This is a genomic window from Streptomyces sp. NBC_00503, from assembly GCF_036346895.1.
GTDB lineage: Bacteria > Actinomycetota > Actinomycetes > Streptomycetales > Streptomycetaceae > Streptomyces.
This window is the reverse complement of sequence record NZ_CP107855.1, coordinates 1139868-1159756: the sequence shown is the minus strand read 5'-3', so window position 1 is coordinate 1159756 and position 19889 is coordinate 1139868. Positions and strand designations below refer to the sequence as shown.

General features: G+C 71.6%; 13 protein-coding genes and 2 pseudogenes. 8 read left to right on the top strand and 7 right to left on the bottom strand.

Features of this window, described 5'->3' with window-relative positions; translation table 11 throughout:
* Positions 1-267: 267 nt before the first annotated feature.
* Entirely contained in the window at positions 268-1401 is a 1134-nt protein-coding gene (locus OG490_RS05410) for a GH12 family glycosyl hydrolase domain-containing protein (protein ID WP_330295136.1), read from the top strand.
* A 58-nt stretch (positions 1402-1459) separates the two neighbouring features.
* Here the strand turns inward: OG490_RS05410 and OG490_RS05405 are convergent, their stop codons facing one another.
* Positions 1460-2278: an alpha/beta fold hydrolase gene (locus OG490_RS05405; protein WP_330295135.1), complete on the bottom strand. Its 819-nt coding sequence runs from the start codon at positions 2276-2278 to the stop codon at positions 1460-1462.
* Positions 2279-2370: 92 nt separating this feature from the next.
* Here OG490_RS05405 and OG490_RS05400 point away from each other — a divergent pair, with 92 nt between their 5' ends.
* The 3 genes from OG490_RS05400 (at position 2371) to OG490_RS05390 (ending at position 7676) form a co-directional block, all read left to right on the top strand.
* Positions 2371-4398: a transcriptional regulator gene (locus tag OG490_RS05400; RefSeq protein ID WP_330295134.1), complete on the top strand. Its 2028-nt coding sequence runs from the start codon at positions 2371-2373 to the stop codon at positions 4396-4398.
* A 23-nt stretch (positions 4399-4421) separates the two neighbouring features.
* Entirely contained in the window at positions 4422-5270 is an 849-nt protein-coding gene (locus OG490_RS05395; RefSeq protein WP_330295133.1) for a hypothetical protein, read from the top strand.
* A 333-nt stretch (positions 5271-5603) separates the two neighbouring features.
* The gene (locus OG490_RS05390; protein WP_330295132.1) at positions 5604-7676 is read left to right on the top strand and encodes a SpoIIE family protein phosphatase; all 2073 of its coding nucleotides are present in this window, start codon (positions 5604-5606) and stop codon (positions 7674-7676) included.
* Positions 7677-7709: 33 nt separating this feature from the next.
* Here the strand turns inward: OG490_RS05390 and OG490_RS05385 are convergent, their stop codons facing one another.
* From OG490_RS05385 to OG490_RS05365, 5 genes are all read right to left on the bottom strand, one after another.
* Positions 7710-8855, bottom strand: coding sequence for a substrate-binding domain-containing protein (locus OG490_RS05385; protein WP_330295131.1), 1146 nt, complete (start codon positions 8853-8855; stop codon positions 7710-7712).
* Between the two features lie 45 nt (positions 8856-8900).
* Positions 8901-9944, bottom strand: coding sequence for an ABC transporter permease (locus OG490_RS05380; protein ID WP_330295130.1), 1044 nt, complete (start codon positions 9942-9944; stop codon positions 8901-8903).
* Positions 9941-11506: a sugar ABC transporter ATP-binding protein gene (locus tag OG490_RS05375; RefSeq protein ID WP_330295129.1), complete on the bottom strand. Its 1566-nt coding sequence runs from the start codon at positions 11504-11506 to the stop codon at positions 9941-9943. Before OG490_RS05375 ends, OG490_RS05380 begins: the two co-directional genes overlap by 4 nt.
* 97 nt (positions 11507-11603) lie before the next feature.
* Positions 11604-14390, bottom strand: a complete 2787-nt coding sequence (locus tag OG490_RS05370; protein WP_330295128.1) for a SpoIIE family protein phosphatase — start codon at positions 14388-14390, stop codon at positions 11604-11606.
* A 105-nt stretch (positions 14391-14495) separates the two neighbouring features.
* On the bottom strand, positions 14496-15431 hold the full coding sequence (locus OG490_RS05365; RefSeq protein ID WP_330295127.1) for a cyclase family protein: 936 nt from the start codon (positions 15429-15431) through the stop codon (positions 14496-14498).
* On the opposite strand from OG490_RS05365, the pseudogene OG490_RS05360 reads away from it, so the two are divergent.
* The 4 genes and pseudogenes from OG490_RS05360 to OG490_RS05345 form a co-directional block, all read left to right on the top strand.
* Positions 15430-16374, top strand: a pseudogene (locus tag OG490_RS05360) (PP2C family protein-serine/threonine phosphatase); the annotation flags it as partial. The gene OG490_RS05365 and the pseudogene OG490_RS05360 sit on opposite strands and share 2 nt — an antisense overlap.
* A 271-nt stretch (positions 16375-16645) precedes the next feature.
* Positions 16646-16948, top strand: coding sequence for an HNH/endonuclease VII fold putative polymorphic toxin (locus tag OG490_RS05355; protein ID WP_330295126.1), 303 nt, complete (start codon positions 16646-16648; stop codon positions 16946-16948).
* The gene (locus tag OG490_RS05350; protein ID WP_330295125.1) at positions 16949-17377 is read left to right on the top strand and encodes a hypothetical protein; all 429 of its coding nucleotides are present in this window, start codon (positions 16949-16951) and stop codon (positions 17375-17377) included.
* A 103-nt stretch (positions 17378-17480) separates the two neighbouring features.
* Positions 17481-17863, top strand: a pseudogene (locus OG490_RS05345) (ABC transporter ATP-binding protein); the annotation flags it as partial.
* Positions 17864-18320: 457 nt separating this feature from the next.
* Here OG490_RS05345 and exaC read toward each other — a convergent pair.
* Positions 18321-19844 (bottom strand): acetaldehyde dehydrogenase ExaC, encoded by a 1524-nt coding sequence (gene exaC, locus OG490_RS05340; RefSeq protein ID WP_330295124.1) that lies wholly within the window; start codon positions 19842-19844, stop codon positions 18321-18323.
* Between the last annotated feature and the right edge of the window lie 45 nt (positions 19845-19889).

The following is a 19889-nucleotide window of genomic DNA, read 5'->3' as shown; positions in this document are numbered from 1 at the left end:
CCCGTGCGGCAAGGTCGTGCTCCGACGACGCGCCAACTGTGGAAGAGCTCCCACTGGTCGGCCCAGACCGTAGCGTCAACTGGCGCCAAGTAAAAGAGGGGTTGGGTGAATTCGCCGCGGAATGCATTCGACTCTTCACGCGTCTTGACGCCGCCGTGCGCCGTCTGCACATTGGGAGCGCTCCCACTGTGCGGAGCTTGTGCGAAACCGTTCTTCCACCCCGTCTCCCCGAGCAGCCGGAATCCCCCACCCCGAAGAGGAATTCGTATGCGATCTTCGCCGAGCCATGCCGCCCGCAGCTCGCTGGGCCTGCTGGGCGCACTGCTCACCGCCCTCGTCTCGATGGCCGCCCTGCTCACCGCCGCGTCGGCGTCGCAAGCCGACACCACGATCTGCGAAACGTTCGGATCGGCGACGATCCAGGGCCGCTACGTCGTCCAGAACAACCGGTGGGGCACCGGCGAAAGCCAGTGCATCGCCGTCACCGACTCGGGGTTCAGGATCACCCGGGCCGACGGGTCGGTCCCCACGAACGGCGCCCCGAAGTCCTACCCGTCCGTGTACAACGGCTGCCACTACACCAATTGCTCGCCCGGCACGAACCTCCCCGCCCAGCTCCGTACGGTGTCCACCGCGCCCACCAGCATCTCGTACGGCTATGTCAACGACGCCACGTTCGACGCCGCGTACGACATCTGGCTCGACCCCACGCCCCGCACCGACGGCGTGAGCCGGACCGAGATCATGGTGTGGTTGAACAAGGTCGGACCGGTCCAGCCCGTGGGCTCCCCGGTCGGCACCGCCACCGTCGCCGGGCGCCAGTGGGAGGTGTGGTCGGGCAACAACGGCTCGAACGACGTGCTGTCGTTCGTCGCCCCGTCGGCGATCAGTAGCTGGACCTTCGACGTCATGGACTTCGTCCAGCAGGCCGTCTCCCGGGGGCTGGCGCAGAGCAGCTGGTACCTGACGAGCGTCCAGGCGGGCTTCGAGCCCTGGCAGAACGGCACCGGCCTCGCCGTGACCTCGTTCTCCTCCACGGTCAACACGGGCTCCACCGGTGACCCGGGGACCCCCGGAGGCCCCACGGCCTGCAAGGTGACCTACGCGCCGAACGTCTGGCAGGGCGGCTTCACCACCGACGTCACCCTCACCAACACCGGCTCCACCAAGGTGAGCAACTGGAAGCTCGCCTTCACCCTGCCCTCCGGACAGCAGATCACCAACGCCTGGAACGCGAACGTCGCCCCGTCCTCAGGAGCCGTCACGGCCGGAAACCTGGCCCACAACGCAGAGATCCCGGCCGGCGGCCAGGCCGCCTTCGGATTCCAGGGCACCTACAGCGGCACCTTCACCAAGCCCTCCGCCTTCAGCCTCAACGGGAGCGCCTGCACCCTCGCGTGACACGCGCCCGGCCCCGCTCCTGACGGTCGTGAGCGGGGCCGGGTCGTGGTGCCCGTGGTCAGGATGCGATCGGGTGCTGCTCCAGGAACCGGGCCAGGGCCTCGGCGACCGGCCGGGACCGTTCGATGTGGAGCAGATGGCCGACGCCGCCGATGACGCACTCCTCGACGTCGGGCACGTTCTCGCGGAGGAACTCGGCGACCTCCACCCACAGCCGCAGAGTGTCGCTTCCCAGCAGGGACAGCACCGGTTGGCGGATCGCCACGGCGTCTTGCGGGCCGAACCGCCACTCGGCCAGGGCGGGGAGCTCGATCCCGAAGAACGTGTCGGCATCCTTGACCGCCTGCTCGACGCCGCCCGGCATGCGGTCCTCGAGCAGGGCCCGGCAGCGTTCCCCGTCCATGCCGCTGACGAGGGACAGGAACAGCTCGACGGCGCGTTCGGCATCCCCGTCGGCGTACGCCGCGAACGCGGGCGCCGCCTGAGCGAAGAACGCCTCGCCCGAGGGCACGGACAGCAGGGAGAGCTCCAGCAGGGCGACCGTCGCGATGCGGTCGGGGTAGTCCTGGGCCAACTGGGCGGCGACCGCCGCGCCGCTCGAGTGTCCGGCGACGTGGGCGCGGTCGATGCCGAGGTGGTCGAGCAGCGCGATGGCATCGGCGGCGTGGTCGGCGACGGCGACCGGCCCCGGGGTGCGGGTGCTGCCGCCCCAGCCGCGCTTGTGGTAGCGGACCAGCCGGTAGCGCTCGGTGAGTGCCGGTTCGGCGAGGAGCGGGGCGAACCCGTCGGCGAGGACCGGGCTGATGAGCAGGACCGGCTCCCCGGTTCCGCGGATCTCGTGTTCCAGCCGGATGCCGTTGACGGTGGCGGTGTCCATGATGTCCTCCTATGTGGTTGTGGCTCACCATGGAGGCGTAAGCAGGACGCTTACCGCCGTAACCGATCGAAACCGGGACCGAGGCAATGCCCGTGACTGACGCCACTGGGGACGGAACCGGCCTGGAGCGGGCGCGGAACGCCGCGGCCCGCGGAGCGTGGTCGGACGCCTACGCCGGGTTCCTGGCGGCCAGGGAAGCCGGCGATCTCGACCTGAAGGGGCTCGCCGAATTCGCCGACGTCGCGTACGCCGCCGGACACCTTGACGTCACGATCGAGACCTGGGGACAGCTCCACGGCGAACTGTCCCGGCTCGGCGAGGACAACGCCGCGGCCGGAGCCGCTGTGCGGGTCGCCATGCACCTGCTGTTCGACACCGCGCTCATGGCACCCGTACGAGGGTGGCTGCGCCGCGCGGACCTCCTGCTCGACCCCCTGCCCCCGCTGACCGCCGCGCACGCGTGGTTCGCGGCGGTGCGCACCTTCGAGCGCCTCCTCAGCGGAGACCTGGAAGCTGCGCGAGACTGGGCCGATCGGGCGATCGAGACGGGTTCGCACACCGATCCGGCGGCAGCGGCGATCGGGCGCGTGGCCCGGGCGAGACTGGTGATCCTCGACGGCGACGTGGAACGGGGCCTGGAACTCCTCGACGACGCCGGCACGGCGGCGATGGCCGGCGACCTCGATGCGCTGTCGACCGGAGTCGTCTACTGCGAGCTGGTGTGCGCACTGCAGGGCCTGGCCCAGTACGACCTGGCCGAACAGTGGACCGAGGCGATGGAGCGGTGGGCGCGCACGAACGCCATCGGCAGCCTGCACGGCCGGTGCCGGGTGCACCGGGCCGAGATCCTGCGGCTGCGGGGCCAGTGCGCGAGCGCCGAGCAGCAGGTGCTGCTCGCGTGCGAGGAGCTGCGCCCCTATGCGCGGCGCGAGCTGGGCTGGCCGCTGACGGAGCTGGGCCGGATCCGGCTGCGGCGCGGCAACCGGGCCGGCGCGCAAGAGGCGCTCCTCGCCGCCCATCGCCTCGGGTGGGATCCGGAACCCACGCTCTCGCTGGTCCGGCTCGCCGAAGGCGACGTCGACACGGCGGCCGCCGCGATCCGGGAGGCACTGGCGCGGCCGCTGCCGGTGCCGTCGAAGGAGCTGCCCCCCACCTCCGAGCTGCGGCGGGCACCGTTGCTGGACGCGCAGGTCAGGATCGCCATTGCCGGCGCCGACCTGGAGACGGCACGGGTCGCGGCCCGCGAGCTCGAGGAGGTGGCCGTCGCCTTCGAGAGCAACGCGCTCGCCGCATCGGCACTGCGGGCTCGGGGTGAAGTCCTGCTCGCCGAGGGCGATGCGGCGAACGCGTCCGTCCTCTTCACCGATGCCGTCCGGGCCTGGAACGAGGTCGGCGCCCCCTACGAGACGGCCGAGTGCCGCCTGCGGCTCGCGGACGCCCAGCGGGCCCTGGGCAACCTCCGGGCCGAGACCCTGGAGCGGGAGGCGGCCCGCACCGAGCTCGATCGGATCACCCGCGCTCCCGAGGCCGAGGAGCTGCAGACCGACCCGGGAGAGCCATCGGACTCCTTCGTCCGGGAGGGCGACTACTGGAGGGTCGTCTTCGACGGTCTGCGCATGACGGCGCGCGACAGCAAAGGCATGCACCACCTGGCCCGCTTGCTCGCCGCGCCGGGCCGGGAGTTCCACGTCCTCGACCTCGCCGCCGCCGACACCAGCGACCCGGCCGCCGCAGCCGGGCTCGGCCGCGTGGGCGACGCCGGTCCCCTCCTGGACGCCCGCGCCAAGCAGATGTACCGCCGACGGCTCGCGGAGATCGAGGAAGACATGGAGGAGGCCCGCGCCGACAACGACATCGCCCGGCAGGAACAGACCGAACTCGAACGTGGATTCCTGATCAGCGAACTCACCCGGGCCGTCGGACTCGGCGGCCGCGACCGGCACGCCGGCGCAGCCTCCGAACGGGCCCGGGCCGCCGTCACCCAGGCCGTACGCAAGGCCATCGGCCGTCTCCGCGACGTGTCGCCGCCCCTCGGTGACCACCTCGACCGGACGATCCGCACGGGAACGTACTGCGTCTACGTCCCCGATCCGCGCGTTCCTCCCTCGTGGCACACGTGAGGGGCGAGCACTAGGGTCGGCCCATGAGTACGGCTGACGACGACCGCGCCGCCCTTGACCTCCTCGACGCCCACATGGAAGACCTGTGGCGGGCGGCCGGCGAACTCCAGCGGGGAAACCGGGCCGTCGTCCCCGAGGCGCCTCGCGGGCTGGGCGGGGCCGTTGCCGCTGCGGACGGTGCGGCCGCGGAACTCCTGCGGTGGGGGTACGGAGAGCTGGCCGGCATCCCGCGCTCACCGGCCGACGCGTTCGCCCGCGGCGTCGGCAGCACCCTCATGGAGCTGCGGCGGCGCCGCAGCCCCTGGAACGCGGCGGCCCTGCGGCTGCTGCAGGACCCGTACGTCTTCCTCGCCACCGGTCCGCGCCGGCACGAAGACTGGGGCGAGGACGTGCTCGCGCTGATGCACCGCGAGGTCCTGGACCCGCGCGGCTGGCTGAGGATCGACGCCGACCGCACCAGCGATGCCCGCCACGTCGTGCCGGCGTACCCCTTCGATCCGCCGCCGGCCGCCGGGGTCCGGGACCGCCTGTACGAACTGGAGCCGACGGGAGCCGTCACCGCGCTTGCGCTCATGGCGGAGGAATGGGGCGACTGCCGGCCGGTCCGGAACCGGCCGGAGCGCGACGCCCTGCTGGCCGACGCACGGCTTCTGCTGGACCGCTACGGCCCGGACGCCCAGTTCTGGACGAACGCCCGGGACGCGGCCTCGGACCCCGCCCGGGACTTCGTCCAGGCCGGCCTCAAAGGGACGAGGATCAATGCGTTCCTCACCGGCGAGTACATCAACGGCCTCGACCTGTCCGAAGAACTGGGCCTCGTCGCCGTGTCCGGCGACGAGGTCGGGGTCTTCTGGACCTTCGGCGCGCACTGACACCGGCCCTCCGCGAGCTGCTGGTACGTGCGCCCCGATGCTTCGGTCGCGGCCGCCCGAGCGAGAGGTTCTTCGTCTCCGGCTGGTACCGCGGATGCACCGCCGCTGACCAGCCGAAATGGTGATGGCCGTTGCGGCTGGCCGGTGGCTGGTCCGTGGCTGGTCCGGATCCTTGCCATGGCCCGAACGGCCCCAGGAGGCGGTGTCGTGCCGACCGGGCACACGATGGATCTGTGGAGACCGGTTCCCGCAGGGCCCGCCTGAGCGGCTCGGGGCCTGACGGCGACCGCGGACGCAGGGCAAGGAGGCTGCGGCGTTGGGTACAGGTGCCAGATGAATGAGCGCATCCCGGTCGACGAGCTGATCGGCGGCGCCGCGCAGGCTGCCGGCGGGTGGCTGGGCGCACTGCCGGTCGCGCTGGTGGCCACCAGCGCGGACGGAACGATCGTGCGCTGGAACCAGGTCGCGCAGGAATTGCTCGGCTACGCCCCGCCGCAGATGCTGGGGCGCAACATCGCGGACCTCCTCCATCCGGGATCCGATCGCAGTCTGGGCCGCTCCCTGTGGGAAGCCGCGGCCGCCGGGCGGGGCGTGATGGGCACGGTGACCGCCTGGCACCGCGACGGGCACCCCTTGGAGGTGGAGATCTGGGCCTCACCGGTGTCCGACCGCCGGCACGGCGCGGCCACGGTGCTGGCCTTCGCCGCCGATGCACACGCGGCACGGCGTATCCGGGGGTCGTCGGCGGTGTGGGACGGCTTGTTCGCCCGCTCCCCGGTCGGCATCGCGATCCTCGACTCGCAGCTGCGGTTCCTGCAGGTCAACGCCGCGCTCGAAGCCATGAACGGCCTGCCGGAATCGGCACACGTGGGACGTCGCCTGGCCCAGATCCTCCCGGAGGTGAACGCCCGCGAGATGGAGGAGGCCATGCTGCAGGTGCTGGAGACCGGGCGGCCGGTCCTGGACCGCCGCCGTACCGGACGGACGCCGGCGGAACCGGACCACGACCGTGTGTGGTCGTGCTCCTACGTCAGGGTGGAGGATCCCGCAGGCATGTCGATCGGCGTCATCGCCTCGCTCGTCGACATCACCGAGCAGCAGCGCGACCACGTCGAAGCCGAAGCCGCACGGCGCCGGCTCGCCATGCTCAGCGAGGCAAGCATCCGCGTCGGCTCCAGCCTCGACCTGGAGCGCACCGCGCAGGAACTCGCCGATCTCGCCGTACCGCGCCTCGCCGACGCCGTCACCGTGGACGTCCTGGACGCGCTGGCGCGCGGGGACGAGCCCGGCATGGGGCTGACCGGCGGGGTCGCCCTGCGGCGCCTCGGCAAGGCCCCGCTGTCCGGATCCAAGGTGACCGACGTCCTCGCCCCCCTCGGCAGGACCCTCGTCTTCCCCGTCGCCGCCCCCTACACGCAGGCCCTCGCGGCCCGGCACCCCTTCCTGACCACCCGTCTCGACGAACAGGCCGTCGCCCCCGCCGCCCGGTACTCGGCCGAGCCCGCACAACTGGTCGCGGTGGGTGTGCACTCCTTGGTCATGGTGCCCCTGGTGGCCCGGGACACGGTGCTCGGCGTCGCCACCTTCTACCGCACCCGCCCGGTGGGACCCTTCGGATCCGAAGACGTCACCCTCGCCGGTGAACTCGCCGCCCGCGCCGCGCTCAGCATCGACAACGCCCGGCTCTACCACCACGAGCACGACACCGCGGTCGTCCTCCAGCGCAGCATGCTCCCGCAGCACATCACCCCGCCGCCCGGCATCGCGGTCAGCCACCGCTACCTCCCCGCGAGCGATGTCAACGAGATCGGCGGGGACTGGTACGACGTCCTGCCCGTGTCCGGCGGCAAGGCGGCCCTGCTCATCGGCGACGTCATGGGGCACGGCATCGCGGCCGCCGCGGTCATGGGCCGGCTGTCCGCCTCCGTACGGGCCCTCGCGCGCCTGGACCTCTCGCCCGTAAGGCTGCTGCACCAGCTGGAAGCCGTCCTCGGCGATCTGGCCGAGCCGATGCTGGCCACCTTCCTGTACGTCGTCTGCGACCCGGCCACCGGACACTGCACCGTCACCCGGGCCGGACACCCACCGCCCGCGCTCGTACTCCCCGACGGCACGGTCCGGCTCCTTGACACCCCGCCCGGCGTCCCCCTGGGGGTCGGGGGCGTCGCCTTCACTCCCACCGAGATCGACGTGCCTCCCGGCAGCCTCCTGGTGCTCTACACCGACGGACTGATCGAAGCCCGGGGCAGCGACCTCGACGAGCGGCTCGCCGAGCTGACGCGACTGCTCGCGGATCCGCAGCGGCAGCTGGACCACCTGTGCGACTCGCTGATCACCCACCTCGTTCCGGCGGCGGCCGACGACGACGTCGCACTCCTGGTCGCCTGCATCGGCGGAGTGACCTGAGGCAGATGTCCGTGGCCTGCGGGGCCCGGGTCACTACCCCTGCCAGATACTCCGGTACGCCTCCTGGTAGCCGCGCGGGTCCCAGGACGTGGCCCCGCCGCTGTTCTCGGCCGTCACCACGTGAGCGGGTGCGACGTAGCCACTGGCGGGCCCGCCGGCGAAGGCGCGGTTGAGCTCGTCGACGATCTGCCACCCCTGCTGGGCCAGCGGTTCGGGGACGGTGGCGGCCTGGAAGCGCCGGCTGTTGATGCGCTGGAAGGCGGAAGGATCGCCGTCGCCCGCGCCGATGTTGAAGGGCGGTCCCTCGCCGGGGCGTCCGGCGGCCTGCAGCGCCGGGGCGGCATCGGCGAAGTAGAGGTCGTTGATCGCGACGGAGTGGGTCCACCGGCCCCGGAAGCGGGACATCAGGGAGGAGACCTCCCGTGGGGTGCGCTGACTCGCGTCCGGGATCGGGACGTTCTCGGTTGCCAGCAGCGTCACCCCGGGGCAGGTGGCGAGCTGCCGTTTGATCAGATCGGACTTGTTGCGGGCGAACGGAATGGAGTCATCGGTGAAGAGGACGACCCCGGCGTCGCCCCCGGACCGGGCGATGACCCAGTCCGCGCTCACCCTCGCGACCTCCTCCACCTGCGTGGTGATGTTGGTGAACAGCCGGGGATTCGTACTCGGTCCGGGGGAGTCGACCGCGTGCCAGCCGATCAGCGCAATGCCCGCGGCCGCCGCCCGCGCGGTCTGCTGCGCGGTGAGCAGGGGATCGAAGCCGCCGATGACGATGCCCGAGGGCTTGAGGGTGACCGCCTGGCTGAACGCGGCCTGGATGCCCGCGGGGGTACCGTCCCCGTCGATCACCCGGACCTGCCAGCCGATGGCCGCCGCGGCTTCCCGGACGCCCTTGGCGACTCCGGCGACACCGGGGTTGGTCATGGTCTGGGCGACATAGACGATGGTCTTGTCGGGAACCGCCCGGGGGCCGGTCGTGGGGCCGTCCCAGGAGAGGCCCGTGCGCTCGGCCCGCCCGACGGCCTCCTTGGCCCGTACGAGTGCGGCCGGGCAGCCGGCGGCCTTGGGCGAGGACGCGGCAGAGGTCCGCGACGAGTCGCCTCCGCAGCCCGCGACGAGGGTGGCGGCGGCCGCCCAGAGGACCGCCGCCGCGAGGACTCCGGTGCGATTCGCGTACACGATGCTGATGCTCCTGACCGGGGACTGGGCTTATCGGGACCTGGCTCATCGGGATTCGGCTGCCTGCGCCCCCGATGGCCCGGGAGGTTCCTCGGGCGGGGGAAGGTCCGTCGCGGCCCGTGCGCGCAGCCGCCGCCTGGCCGCGTAGCCGGCCAGGCCGACCGCCATCAGCAGCGTGCCCCCGTTGAACAGCGGCGTGGCCCAGAACTGGGCGCCGAGCTGGCCGATCCCGGCGAGCCCGACGGCGAGCACACTGACGGCCACGAGGGTTCCGAGCGCGTTGGCGCGGCCGGGCCTGATCGTGGTGGAGCCGAGCAGCGCGCCGACGAAGGCGGGCAGCAGGTAGTCCAGGCCGACGCTCGGGTTGCCGATCTGCTGCTGTGCGGCGAGCAGGACCCCTGAGACGCCCACGACCAGGCCCGATCCGGCGAAGGCGTAGACGGAGTACCTGTGGGTGGGGATGCCGATGATGGAGGCGGCGCGGGGGTTGGAGCCGATGACGTACAGGTACCGGCCGAACGGCAGCCGTTCCAGCACCACCCAGAGGACGACGACAGCGGCCAGGACGTAGAAGGCGGGCACCGGCAGACCGAGGAACCGGGCGTCGTAGAGGCCGGTGAAGGAGGCCGGCAGGCCTTGCGGACCGGGCACGATCCTGCTGCCGTCGGTGAGCCATCCGGTGAGGGCGTACATGATGCTGCCGGTGCCGAGCGTGGCGATGAGGGAGTCGATCCGGGCGAATTCGACGACGGCACCGTTCAGGGCGCCGACCAGCGCCCCGCCGAGGACGACGGCGAGACAGGCGACCGGCCAGGGCGTCCCCTCTTCGACGACGAGGTGCATCACCAGCACGTGCGCCAGGCCCAGCCCGTACCCGATGGACAGGTCGAACTTGCCGGTGACGATGGGGATCGTCGCCCCGAGGGCGAGGAGGGCGGGGATCGACTGGTTGGAGAGGATCGAGGACACGTTCTCCCGGGTGGGGAAGGTGTCCGGCAGGACGATGGAGAAGACCAGGAAGAGCAGGGCGGTCAGGGCCGGCAGGCCGTAGGTTCCGATGAGGTGCCCGCGCGGGGACTGGGGGGTCACAGGACCGTCGTGCTTCCGGTGATCGCGGGCATGGCCGAGGCGGCACGGGTGAGTTCGGCGGGCGTCAGGGCGGCACCCGCCTGCTCTGCCACCACCGATCCGCGTACGAAGACCAGAGCACGGTGGCAGAGGTCCGCGACCTCCTCGAAGTCGGTGGACACCAGCAGGACAGCCAGGCCCTCGGCGGCCGCTTCGTCGAGCAACCGGTGGATCGCCGCCTTGGCACCGACGTCCACGCTCGCGGTCGGCTCTTCCAGGATCAGCAGCCGCAGCCGCCCGCGCAGCGACCGGCCGAGCACCACTTTCTGCTGATGGCCACCGGACAGGGTGGCGATGGGCACCTCGCTGTCCGCAGGGCGCACCGAGAACCGTTCGATCAGGGCTGCGGCCTCGCGCCGCTCACGCCGGGGGCCGAGCCAGCGCCACACCGGCACACCGGCCGCCCGGGGGTTGGCCAGGAAGTTCTCCCGGACCGTCAGATCGGGGGCGCAGCCCTCCTCCTGGCGGTCGGCGCCCACGAAGCCCACTCCCCGGCCGAGGGCGGCGGCCACGGTGCGCGGGTGGTACGGCCGCCCGTCGAGCAGTGCCCGCCCGCCGAGCAGGGGCAGCGCGCCGGCGAGAGCCCGGCCCAGGTGCATGTGGCCGGCGCCGGTCAGCCCGACCATGCCGAGGATCTCCCCGGGCGCCAGATCCAGGCTGACGGGCCGGGTCCGCCGAGTGGTCACGGAGTCGAGGCTCAGCAGTGGAGGACGGCCGGTGGGCACGGCGGCGGCCGGCCTTCGCCGGGCCGGTGCGCCGCCCGCGATGTCGTGGACCAGGCGGGCGGGACCGTACCCGGCGAGCGGTCCTCGGCTGACGAGGCGGCCGTCGCGCAGAATGGCGAAGGCGTCGGCGACCCGGTACACCTCGTCGAGCCGGTGGCTGACGTAGAGGACGGCGTGCCCCCGGTCGCGCAGTGTGTGCAGGACGTCGAAGAGTCGGGCGCAGTCGGCGGCGGGGAGCGTGGCGGTCGGCTCGTCGAGGACGAAGAGCTCCGTCCGGCGTGCGAGGGCCCGGGCGATGGCGACCAGGGAACGCTCGGCGGGCGCGAGGTCCGCGATCCGGGCGTCGGCGTCCAGGTGTCCGGCGACGATCCGCAGGGCCTCGGCGCACTGCTCCCGGGTCCGTCGCCAGGAGATCAGGCCGTGGCGGCGCGGGTAGCCCGTTCCCAGGGCGATGTTCTCGGCGACCGTCATCCACTCGACCAGGCCGAGGTCCTGGTGGATGAAGGACATCTTTCCGGAGGCGGCTTCGGACCCGAGCGGGTGCCCGGCCACCGTCACCTCGCCCTCGTCGGCCTGGTGGACCCCGGCGAGCACCTTGATGAGCGTGGACTTCCCGGCGCCGTTGGGGCCGAGGAGGGCGAGGACGCTGCCGCCGTGGAGGTCGAGGCTGACCCTGTCCAGCGCGACGGTGCCGCCGAACCGCTTGCCGAGACCGCGCATCCGCACGAGGGGTTCCCTGCCGGAGTGCGCGGGCGGGCGGCTCGCCGAGGTGTCGGAAGTGTCATGAGCGTCATGCACGGATGTCTCCGGGGCCGACCTCGGATCCCCCTCTCGGGAGGGTGGGACAGAGAGGATGTTAATGGGCATCAGGGTGCAATTGCGCACATGACGGTAATTACGCTGTATCCAGCGCGCATTCGGCCCAAATGACCTTGCCGTGTGGGGTGTAGCGGGTGCCCCACGACCGGGCCAGTTGTGCGACGAGGAACAGGCCGCGCCCGCCCTCGTCCGTGTTGGCGGCCCGGCGCATGTGCGGGGCGGTGCTGCCGCCGTCGGAGACCTCGCAGATCAGGGCGCGGTCGTGGATCAGGCGCACCTGGATGGGCTCGGAACCGTAGCGGATGGCGTTGGTGACCAGCTCGCTCAGCAGCAGCTCGGTGGCGAACGCGAGTTCGTCCAGCCCCCAGTGGGCCAGCTGGCGGGTGGCGGCGGCACGGATGTCGGAGACCCGCGCGGGATCGGCCGGCAGGTTCCAGGCCGCGATCCGGTCGGCGGGCAGGGTGTGGGTGCGGGCGACGAGCAGCGCGATGTCGTCCGAGGGATGCTCGGGCGCCATGGCGTCCATGACCGCCTGACAGGTGTCCTCGGGACTCCGGTCCGCGTGGGTCAGGGACTGCTGCAGCTGGTCGAGGGCTACGTCGATATCGCGGTGGCGGTCCTCGACGAGCCCGTCGGTGTAGAGCACGAGCGTGCTGCCCTGGGGCAGCTCGATCTCGGCCGTCTCGAAGGGTAGACCGCCCAGGCCCAGCGGGGGCCCGGCGGGCAGGTCGGGGAAACTCACGCTGCCGTCGGGAAGGACCAGGGCCGGCGGAAAGTGGCCGGCCCGGGCCATGGTGCACTCTCGCGAGGTGGGGTCGTAGACGACGTACAGACAGGTGGCGCCGACGATGCCGGTGCTGCCCGTGGTGTGGTCGTCGCCCTCCTCCCGGTCCAGGCGCACCAGGAGGTTGTCCAGGTGGGTGAGGAGCTCGTCGGGGGCGAGTTCCAGTTCGGCGAAGTTGCGTGCTGCGGTCCGCAGCCGCCCCATCGTGGCGGCGGCGTGCAGCCCGTGGCCGACGACGTCGCCCACGAGGAGGGCGACGCGGGCGCCGGACAGCGGGATGACGTCGAACCAGTCACCGCCCACTCCGGATTCGGCGGGCAGGTAGCGGTGGGCGACCTCGACGGCACTCTGCTCGGGCATGCCGCGCGGGAGAAGGCTGCGCTGGAGCGCCAGCGCCAGGGCGTGTTCCCGGGTGTAGCGGCGGGCGTTGTCGATGCACAGGGCGGCGCGGGCCGCGAGTTCCTGGGCCAGCCGGCTGTCGTCGTCCCCGAAGGGGGCGGGGTCCTGCGAGCGGTAGAAGCTCGCGATGCCCAGCAGGACTCCGCGGGCGAGGAGCGGGACGGCGATGAGGGAGTGCACGCCGCGCGCCATGATCTGCCCGGCGCGCTCGGGGTCCTGGGCGATCCAGCCGGCCGCGGACTTCAGCTCGGGCTCCAGGAAGGCGTGCCCTTCGGTCAGGCAGCGCATGATGGGATTCCCGGGGAGGAGCTCCACCTGCCGTCCGGCCGGGTAAAAGGGGCAGTCGTCGCGGATGCCGTGGACCACCGTTCGGTACAGACCGGTCCCGGGACCGGTGGGGTCGTCCCCGCGCAGCACCGCCTCGGGCAGGTCGACGGTGACGTAGTCGGCCAGGGCCGGGACCGCCATCTCGGCGAGCTCCCGGGCGGTGCGGCTCACGTCCAGGGTGGTGCCGATGCGGGTACTGGCCTCGGCCAGCAGTTCCAGGCGGCGCCGCGCCTCGATGGCGTACCTCCCGACTTCGGGCTCACCCACCAGCACCAGTCCGCGGACCGTGGCGGGGCGAGGCTCGGCGGTGAGGGGTGGCGGTCCGGCGGGAGCCGGTCCGGCGCGGGAGGGTTCGGCGCCGGAAGGTGCGGTGCGGGGCGAGACGGAGAGGTGGTGGACCGGCGAAGTGCTGCTCCTGAGCACGGCCTCGACGACCATTCCCTCCACCCCGGAGCGGCTCGTGACCGGGCGGCTCAGCAAGGTGGCCTCCCGGCCGTGCGGGAGTGCCACGTCGACGGCAGCCTGCCGGGACGAGGAGATCAGCTCGGTAGCCCTGTCCTTGAGGATCGCCTGATCGTGCGGGTCCAGCTCGGGACCGACCGGTTCGTCCCGTTCGTTCAGCCCGGCCGACTCGGCAAGGACGGCCGCCCCGGCGAAGTGCCCGTCCTGGGCGCCCCTGCCCGGCAGGGCGCGCCGTTCGGCATCGAGGTACGCCCGCAGCAGCCCGCGCTCGCGCTCCGAACTCTGTTCCGTCAGCCGCTGCTCGATCGTCGCGGCGGCCCGGCGGAGCAGGAGGGCGAGGGCGGGGCGCTCGTAGGCGTGCGGGTACCCGAAGCAGAGCACGCCCGCGATGCGCCCGCTGATCTGGTCGCGGATGGGGATGGCGCAGCAGGCGTTCGACTGGGCGCGTTCGGCGAAGTGTTCCGCGCCGTAGACCTGGATGGGGCCCCGTTCGGCGAGCGCGAGGCCGATGCCGTTGGTCCCGGCGAACCGCTCGGCGAAGACGAAGCCGGGCATGCTCTGGATGGGGGGCAGGCTCCGGGCCAGGGATGGCTCGCCGAAGCGGCGTTGCAGTACCGTGCCGTTCGCGTCGGCGACGGAGATGTTCATCCGACTGCCGGAGAACCGGGACTGGAGCTGGTCGAGGACGGGTCCGGCGGCCCGTACGAGTCGGCTGTCCGGATCGAAGTCGTCCCGGTAGGGCAGCTCGGTCTGGTCCGGTGAGAGTGCCAGGAGCCGGCAGCGGAGCCACGAGTTCAGGATCGGACTTCGTACCCCGGTTCCGACCGACTCGCCCACCAGGAACCGCTCACGGGAGCGTGCGGGGCCGATCTGCTCTCCCGTGACCCCCATCTGCATCACTTCCCCTTGCCGGCGCTGGTCCGTGCTGGTCCGTGCGGCCCGTGCGATGAAAGTTGCATCAGTGCGTTTTGAGTATATTCCTGGCTAATTGAAGCTCTACAGGAGGGCGACAGGATTGACCGGTGATCCCGTCCCGCCGGGGACGTCGAGGGGTGTCACGACGATCATGAACTCGTAGCGTCCCGCCTCCGCGCACGCGGTGGACAGCGCCTCCAGGTCCAGGTTGTCCAGCAGGGGCACCCCCATGGCCGCGATGGCGAGGGCGTGCACCGGGGAGTGGAGGCCCTCGACCGGGGAGGGGCGTACGTCGCTGTCTCCGTCCGCGCCGAGCAGGCTGATCGCACGCTCGGCCAGCAGTGGCATCGCGTCCACGTGGAAGCCCGCACTCGCCGCGTCCACGTCCCACGGGCCCAGTTCGCGACGGCGCCGGAACCGGCCGGAGCGCAGCAGCACCGCACATCCGTCGTCGATCCCGACGCCGAGCGCCCGCTCGGCGGCGATGACGTCGCGGGCGCGGACCGCGTGTCCGGGCTCCAGCCAGGCGGTCCCGAGGACGACGGGCAGGTCGAGGAGCACGCCCTTGGCCACGAGCGGGCCCAGCGCCGCCACGGAGCCGAAGCGGGCACCGCCGGAGCCGATGACCTCGCGCGCCGGGTGGCCCTCGTACAGCAGCCCCCGGTAGGCGATGTGTGACAGCGCGTCGAGGTGACTGACGGCCTTGCCGTGGTAATCGACGGCGAGGAAGTCCTTGTGGGTGGCCGGTTCCGGGGGCTCCACGTCGCCGAGGTCGGACATGTAGTGCAGGGCGGGCTTGGCGTTGTCGGGGCCGGGGCGGGTGTTCCAGGGCAGCCCCATGGATACCGCCGTACCGTCCCGGACGAGGGTGGCTGCCCGACGTACATGGTCCGGGGTGACCCGGTTCCAGGCACCCCGGTCGGCCGGGGTCCAGCGGCCCCACGTACGGACCGAGGCGAAGAGGGCGTCGAATTCCTGGCGGGAGACGCGGGGAGCCTCCGCGGGGTGGGTGCTCATGGGGTCGGCGGCGCTCCAGACTCGGTGGGCGGGGCGGCGGGGGCGGCCCGTCGTGCGCGCATCCCTACCCGTTCCCGGTAGTGGTTGGACGTCCGCGGGGACCGGTGAACCTGAGTGGCGGCCATGCCGCCGGGCGGGGCAGGCTGTACTCATGAGAGCGCCCTTGCGCTCGCCCCCGGGGGCCGGCGGCCGCCACCAGGTCTTTTTCGCCCTCGCGGAGTGGGTGCCCTTCGCGATAGCCCTGCTGGTGCTCGTCATCGAGCTCACGCCCGCGCACGTGGTGTACACAGGCCCCCTGCTGGTGGCGACACCTGCTCTGGCGGCCGTGACGATGGGCCCCAAGGGCACCCTCGCGGCGGCCGGGGTGGCCGTCGGCGTCAGCGCGACCACCGCCACCTACAACCATGCCTGGGGCGGCCAGCAGGTCTACGCGAACTTCCTCGCCCTGTCCCTGGTCACGGTGGCGAGCTTCACGACGAGCCGCGCCGCGCGCACGCGCCGGGAGAACGAGCTCAACCAGGTCCGCCGGATCGCCACGGCCGCCCAGGACGTCCTGCTGCGGCCCGTACCGGCCCGGCTGGGCCCCCTGCGAGCGGCCAGCATGTACCTGGCGGCCGAGTCGGGCGCGCAGATCGGCGGCGATCTGTACGACGCCGTCCAGACCCGGTACGGGGTGCGGATGATCGTCGGGGACGTCCGGGGCAAGGGACTGCCCGCCGTACGGGCCGCCGCCGTCGTGCTGGGCGCGTTCCGGGAGGCCGTGCACTACGAGGACGACCTGGTGGAGGTCATGAACCACTGCGGCGAGGCCCTGCGGAGGGACACCGTCATGGCGGGCCGGGGCGGGGTGGGTGGCGACGTCGACCGCCTGGAGGGATTCGTCACCGCGGTCGTGGCCCAGATCCCGCACAGCCACGACGTCGAGGTGATCAACCGGGGCCACCCGCCGCCACTGCTGCTCCGCGACGGCACGGTCCGCTCCCTGATGCCCACGGCCCCGCCTGCCGCCGCTGGGTCTCGAGGAATTCATCAGCGGCCCTCCCGAGCGGCCGGACACCAACCCCCACACCTGGGCGGACCCGCTCGGCCTCTCCCCGTGCCCGCCCAAGGGGGAGAAGAGCAACCCGTTCAAGCTGCGGGCGGACGCCGAACGCGGAGCGTTCGACGCCGCGGGAGTTCCCTTCGGAACCACCCCCGATGCCGAATGGATCGTCATGGGCGACAAGACACTGAAGAACATGCCCGGACACGTCTACTCCAGCGATCCGACCCACTGGGGCAACTTCCGGCAGTTCGAAACACCGAACGGCTCCAGGGTCGTCGTCGAGCACACCGACGATCCCGCCGGACCGCACTTCCACGCGGGCGGACCGAAGGGAAGCACGCTCGAGGACCAGTCGCGGTCAGGAGTGAACTTCGGCTGGGACAACACCGTCGACGGCTACGGGACAATGGAACGCTACCGAGCCATCGACAAGCCCGGCGGAGACCACCACTTCTTCTACGAGGGAAACTGAATGCGAACCAGCGAGGAGAACCTCGTCGAGCTCATCCGGAGCAGTGGCCTCCAGGTGGAAGCCGTTCAGGGGAACGAACCCGGTCCCTCGGTCGACGCGGCCTGGCGAGCCATGGCGGGGTTCGGCGTGGAGCCCAGCGCGTCCTTCCCCTTGAAGGGAGACCTCGCAGGGGCCCACAGGCTGTGGCTCGAACACGCGCGTCGCGCCGATGTCATCGGCGAGGACGGGACCTTCCTCCTCACGGCCGTCGTGACCGGAAGCTCCGGGGTCGGCTGGGTCCGCGTACGGCTCACGGACACCGCCGACGTGTCCCGACTCGTCGACGACCAGGGACGCATCGAGTTCATCGCCCGCTCCCGAGCCGGCGACCACATCTGCGGGATCACCGCGGAGGAGTACGACTACTGGATCGTCGCGCTGAGCCTCTGATCCCCGGCAGTGTCCACCCCATCGGGAAAACGCTTGGACCCCGCGGGTGCGTGTGCGGGACACTCCCTTCTCTGACCTGACGGTCCGACAAGGCAGGGTTGGGATGGGATCGCCCGAATCGCAGAGCACGTCACCGCGCAGGAGTCCGGTGCTCCTCGCGCTTCGTTACTACGGACGGGAGTTGGCTCGGCTCCGGTGGCTGACCGCCCCCGCGATGCCGCTCCGGGCGCTGGGCAACATCGGCATCCACTCCATCGCGCTGCTGGTCGTCGCGAAGCTCGTCGGCCGGATCGCCGGGGCGATCCGAACAGTGGTGGAGCCCTGGGGTGGACGACGCCCTACGTACTCTGGTTCGCCGGGGTACTGCTGGTCTCCGAGGCGCTGTGGCGCGCCGGACTGCACTGCCTGAACCGCCTCGACGCCCGCGGCATCGAGCAGCTGTACGTGACCGGCATGGACGAGTTGTTCGCCAAGGACGCCGCGTTCTTGGCGTCGGGCAAGGCGTGGACCGACAGCGGGGAGGTCTACGAAGTCCACTCGCTGAAACGTCGTGCTGCTACCGCGACGCGTCCTGTCCCCATTCCTTCGGCGTTCGTGCGGATGCTTCGCGGGCACATCGACCGGTTCGGAGTGCGCCCGCCGGGCCGGGCAGAGTATCGAGGTCCTCTTCCGGCACTACGCCAAGTACCTCTCCGGCGTTCAGGACCACGCGAACCACCTGATCGAGCAGTCCATGCAGCAGTGGGACCAGCGCGCCGGGTCCGCTCCGGGGGACGGATGAACATCGGGTCTGGTCCGTGACTGGTCCGGAACTGCTGGTCAGGGGTGGGATGGCCATGGGAGGAACTGGGAGTGATGGAATATCTCGGGCTTGCTTCTTGGAGATCTGTCGAGGGCGCCTGACCTGGGTAAAACCCCAGGTCAGGCGCCTTTTTTCGGGCCTCTAGAAGAAGCCGAGCTTCTTCGGGGAGTAGGAGACGAGAAGGTTCTTCGTCTGCTGGTAGTGCTCCAGCATCATCTTGTGGGTCTCGCGGCCGATGCCGGACTGCTTGTAGCCGCCGAAGGCCGCGTGGGCGGGGTAGGCGTGGTAGCAGTTGGTCCAGACGCGGCCCGCCTGGATCGCGCGGCCGGCCCGGTAGGCGGTGTTGATGTCGCGGGTCCAGACGCCCGCGCCCAGGCCGTACGCCGTGTCGTTCGCGATGCGCACGGCGTCGTCGAAGTCCTGGAAGGAGGTCACCGAGACCACCGGGCCGAAGATCTCCTCCTGGAAGATCCGCATGCGGTTGTCGCCCTCGAAGATGGTCGGCTGGACGTAGAAGCCCCCGGCCAGTTCGCCGCCGTGCTCGACGCGCTGACCGCCCGTCAGGATCTTCGCGCCCTCCTGCTGGCCGATCTCCACGTACGACAGGACCTTCTTCAGCTGCTCCTCCGACGCCTGCGCGCCGATCATCGTGTCCGTGTCCAACGGGTGGCCCGGCACGATCAGTTCCGTACGCGCCACGGCAGCGTCGAGGAAGTCGCCGTAGCGGCCGCGCTCGATGAGGGCGCGCGAGGGGCTGGTGCACACCTCGCCCTGGTTGAGGGCGAACATGGTGAAGCCCTCAAGGGCCTTGTCGCGCAGGTCGTCGTCCGTGGTCCAGATGTCGTCGAAGAACAGGTTGGGGCTCTTGCCGCCCAGCTCCAGCGTGACCGGCTTGAGGTGTTCTGCCGCGTACTGCATGATCAGCCGCCCGGTGGAGGTCTCCCCGGTGAAGGCCACCTTCGCCACGCGCGGGCTGGACGCCAGCGGCTTGCCGGCCTCCTCGCCGAAGCCGTTGACGATGTTCACCACGCCCGGCGGCAGCAGGTCGGAGATCAGGCTCATCCAGTAGTGCACGGACACCGGGGTCTGCTCGGCCGGCTTCAGCACCACCGTGTTGCCGGCGGCGAGCGCCGGGGCCAGCTTCCACACCGCCATCAGGATCGGGAAGTTCCACGGGATGATCTGCGCGACCACGCCCAGCGGTTCGTGGAAGTGGTAGGCCACCGTGTCCTCGTCGATCTGGCTCAACGCGCCCTCCTGGGCGCGCAGGGCCCCCGCGAAGTAGCGGAACTGGTCGATGGCGAGCGGCATGTCGGCGGCCAGGGTCTCGCGGATGGGCTTGCCGTTCTCCCAGGTCTCCGCGACCGCGAGGGCCTCCAGGTTCTGTTCCATCCGGTCCGCGATGCGCAGCAGCAGCGTGGAGCGCTCGGTGATCGAGGTACGTCCCCACGCGGGCGCGGCCGCGTGCGCCGCGTCCAGCGCGCGCTCCACGTCCTCGGCCGTACCGCGCGCGACCTCGGTGAAGGTCTCGCCGGTCACGGGGGAGGGGTTGGGGAACCAGCGGCCGAGGGCCGGCTCCACGTACTCGCCGCCGATGAAGTGGCCGTAGCGGGACGCGTACGACATGAGCGCCCCTTCGGTACCGGGCGCAGCGTAACGGGCCATGGTGGTCCTCCCCTTGCCGGGCGCCGGCCTCCGTCGGACGGCGCT

Excerpts from the sequence above, each read along its gene's own strand:
- OG490_RS05410 (WP_330295136.1), top strand. The coding sequence starts at position 268 with ATGCGATCTTCGCCGAGCCATGCCGCCCGCAGCTCGCTGGGCCTGCTG.
- OG490_RS05350 (WP_330295125.1), top strand. The coding sequence starts at position 16,949 with ATGCGAACCAGCGAGGAGAACCTCGTCGAGCTCATCCGGAGCAGTGGC.
- OG490_RS05370 (WP_330295128.1), bottom strand. The coding sequence starts at position 14,390 with ATGGGGGTCACGGGAGAGCAGATCGGCCCCGCACGCTCCCGTGAGCGG.
- OG490_RS05395 (WP_330295133.1), top strand. The coding sequence starts at position 4,422 with ATGAGTACGGCTGACGACGACCGCGCCGCCCTTGACCTCCTCGACGCC.
- OG490_RS05355 (WP_330295126.1), top strand. The coding sequence starts at position 16,646 with ATGGGCGACAAGACACTGAAGAACATGCCCGGACACGTCTACTCCAGC.
- OG490_RS05365 (WP_330295127.1), bottom strand. The coding sequence starts at position 15,431 with ATGAGCACCCACCCCGCGGAGGCTCCCCGCGTCTCCCGCCAGGAATTC.
- exaC (WP_330295124.1), bottom strand. The coding sequence starts at position 19,844 with ATGGCCCGTTACGCTGCGCCCGGTACCGAAGGGGCGCTCATGTCGTAC.
- OG490_RS05405 (WP_330295135.1), bottom strand. The coding sequence starts at position 2,278 with ATGGACACCGCCACCGTCAACGGCATCCGGCTGGAACACGAGATCCGC.
- OG490_RS05390 (WP_330295132.1), top strand. The coding sequence starts at position 5,604 with ATGAATGAGCGCATCCCGGTCGACGAGCTGATCGGCGGCGCCGCGCAG.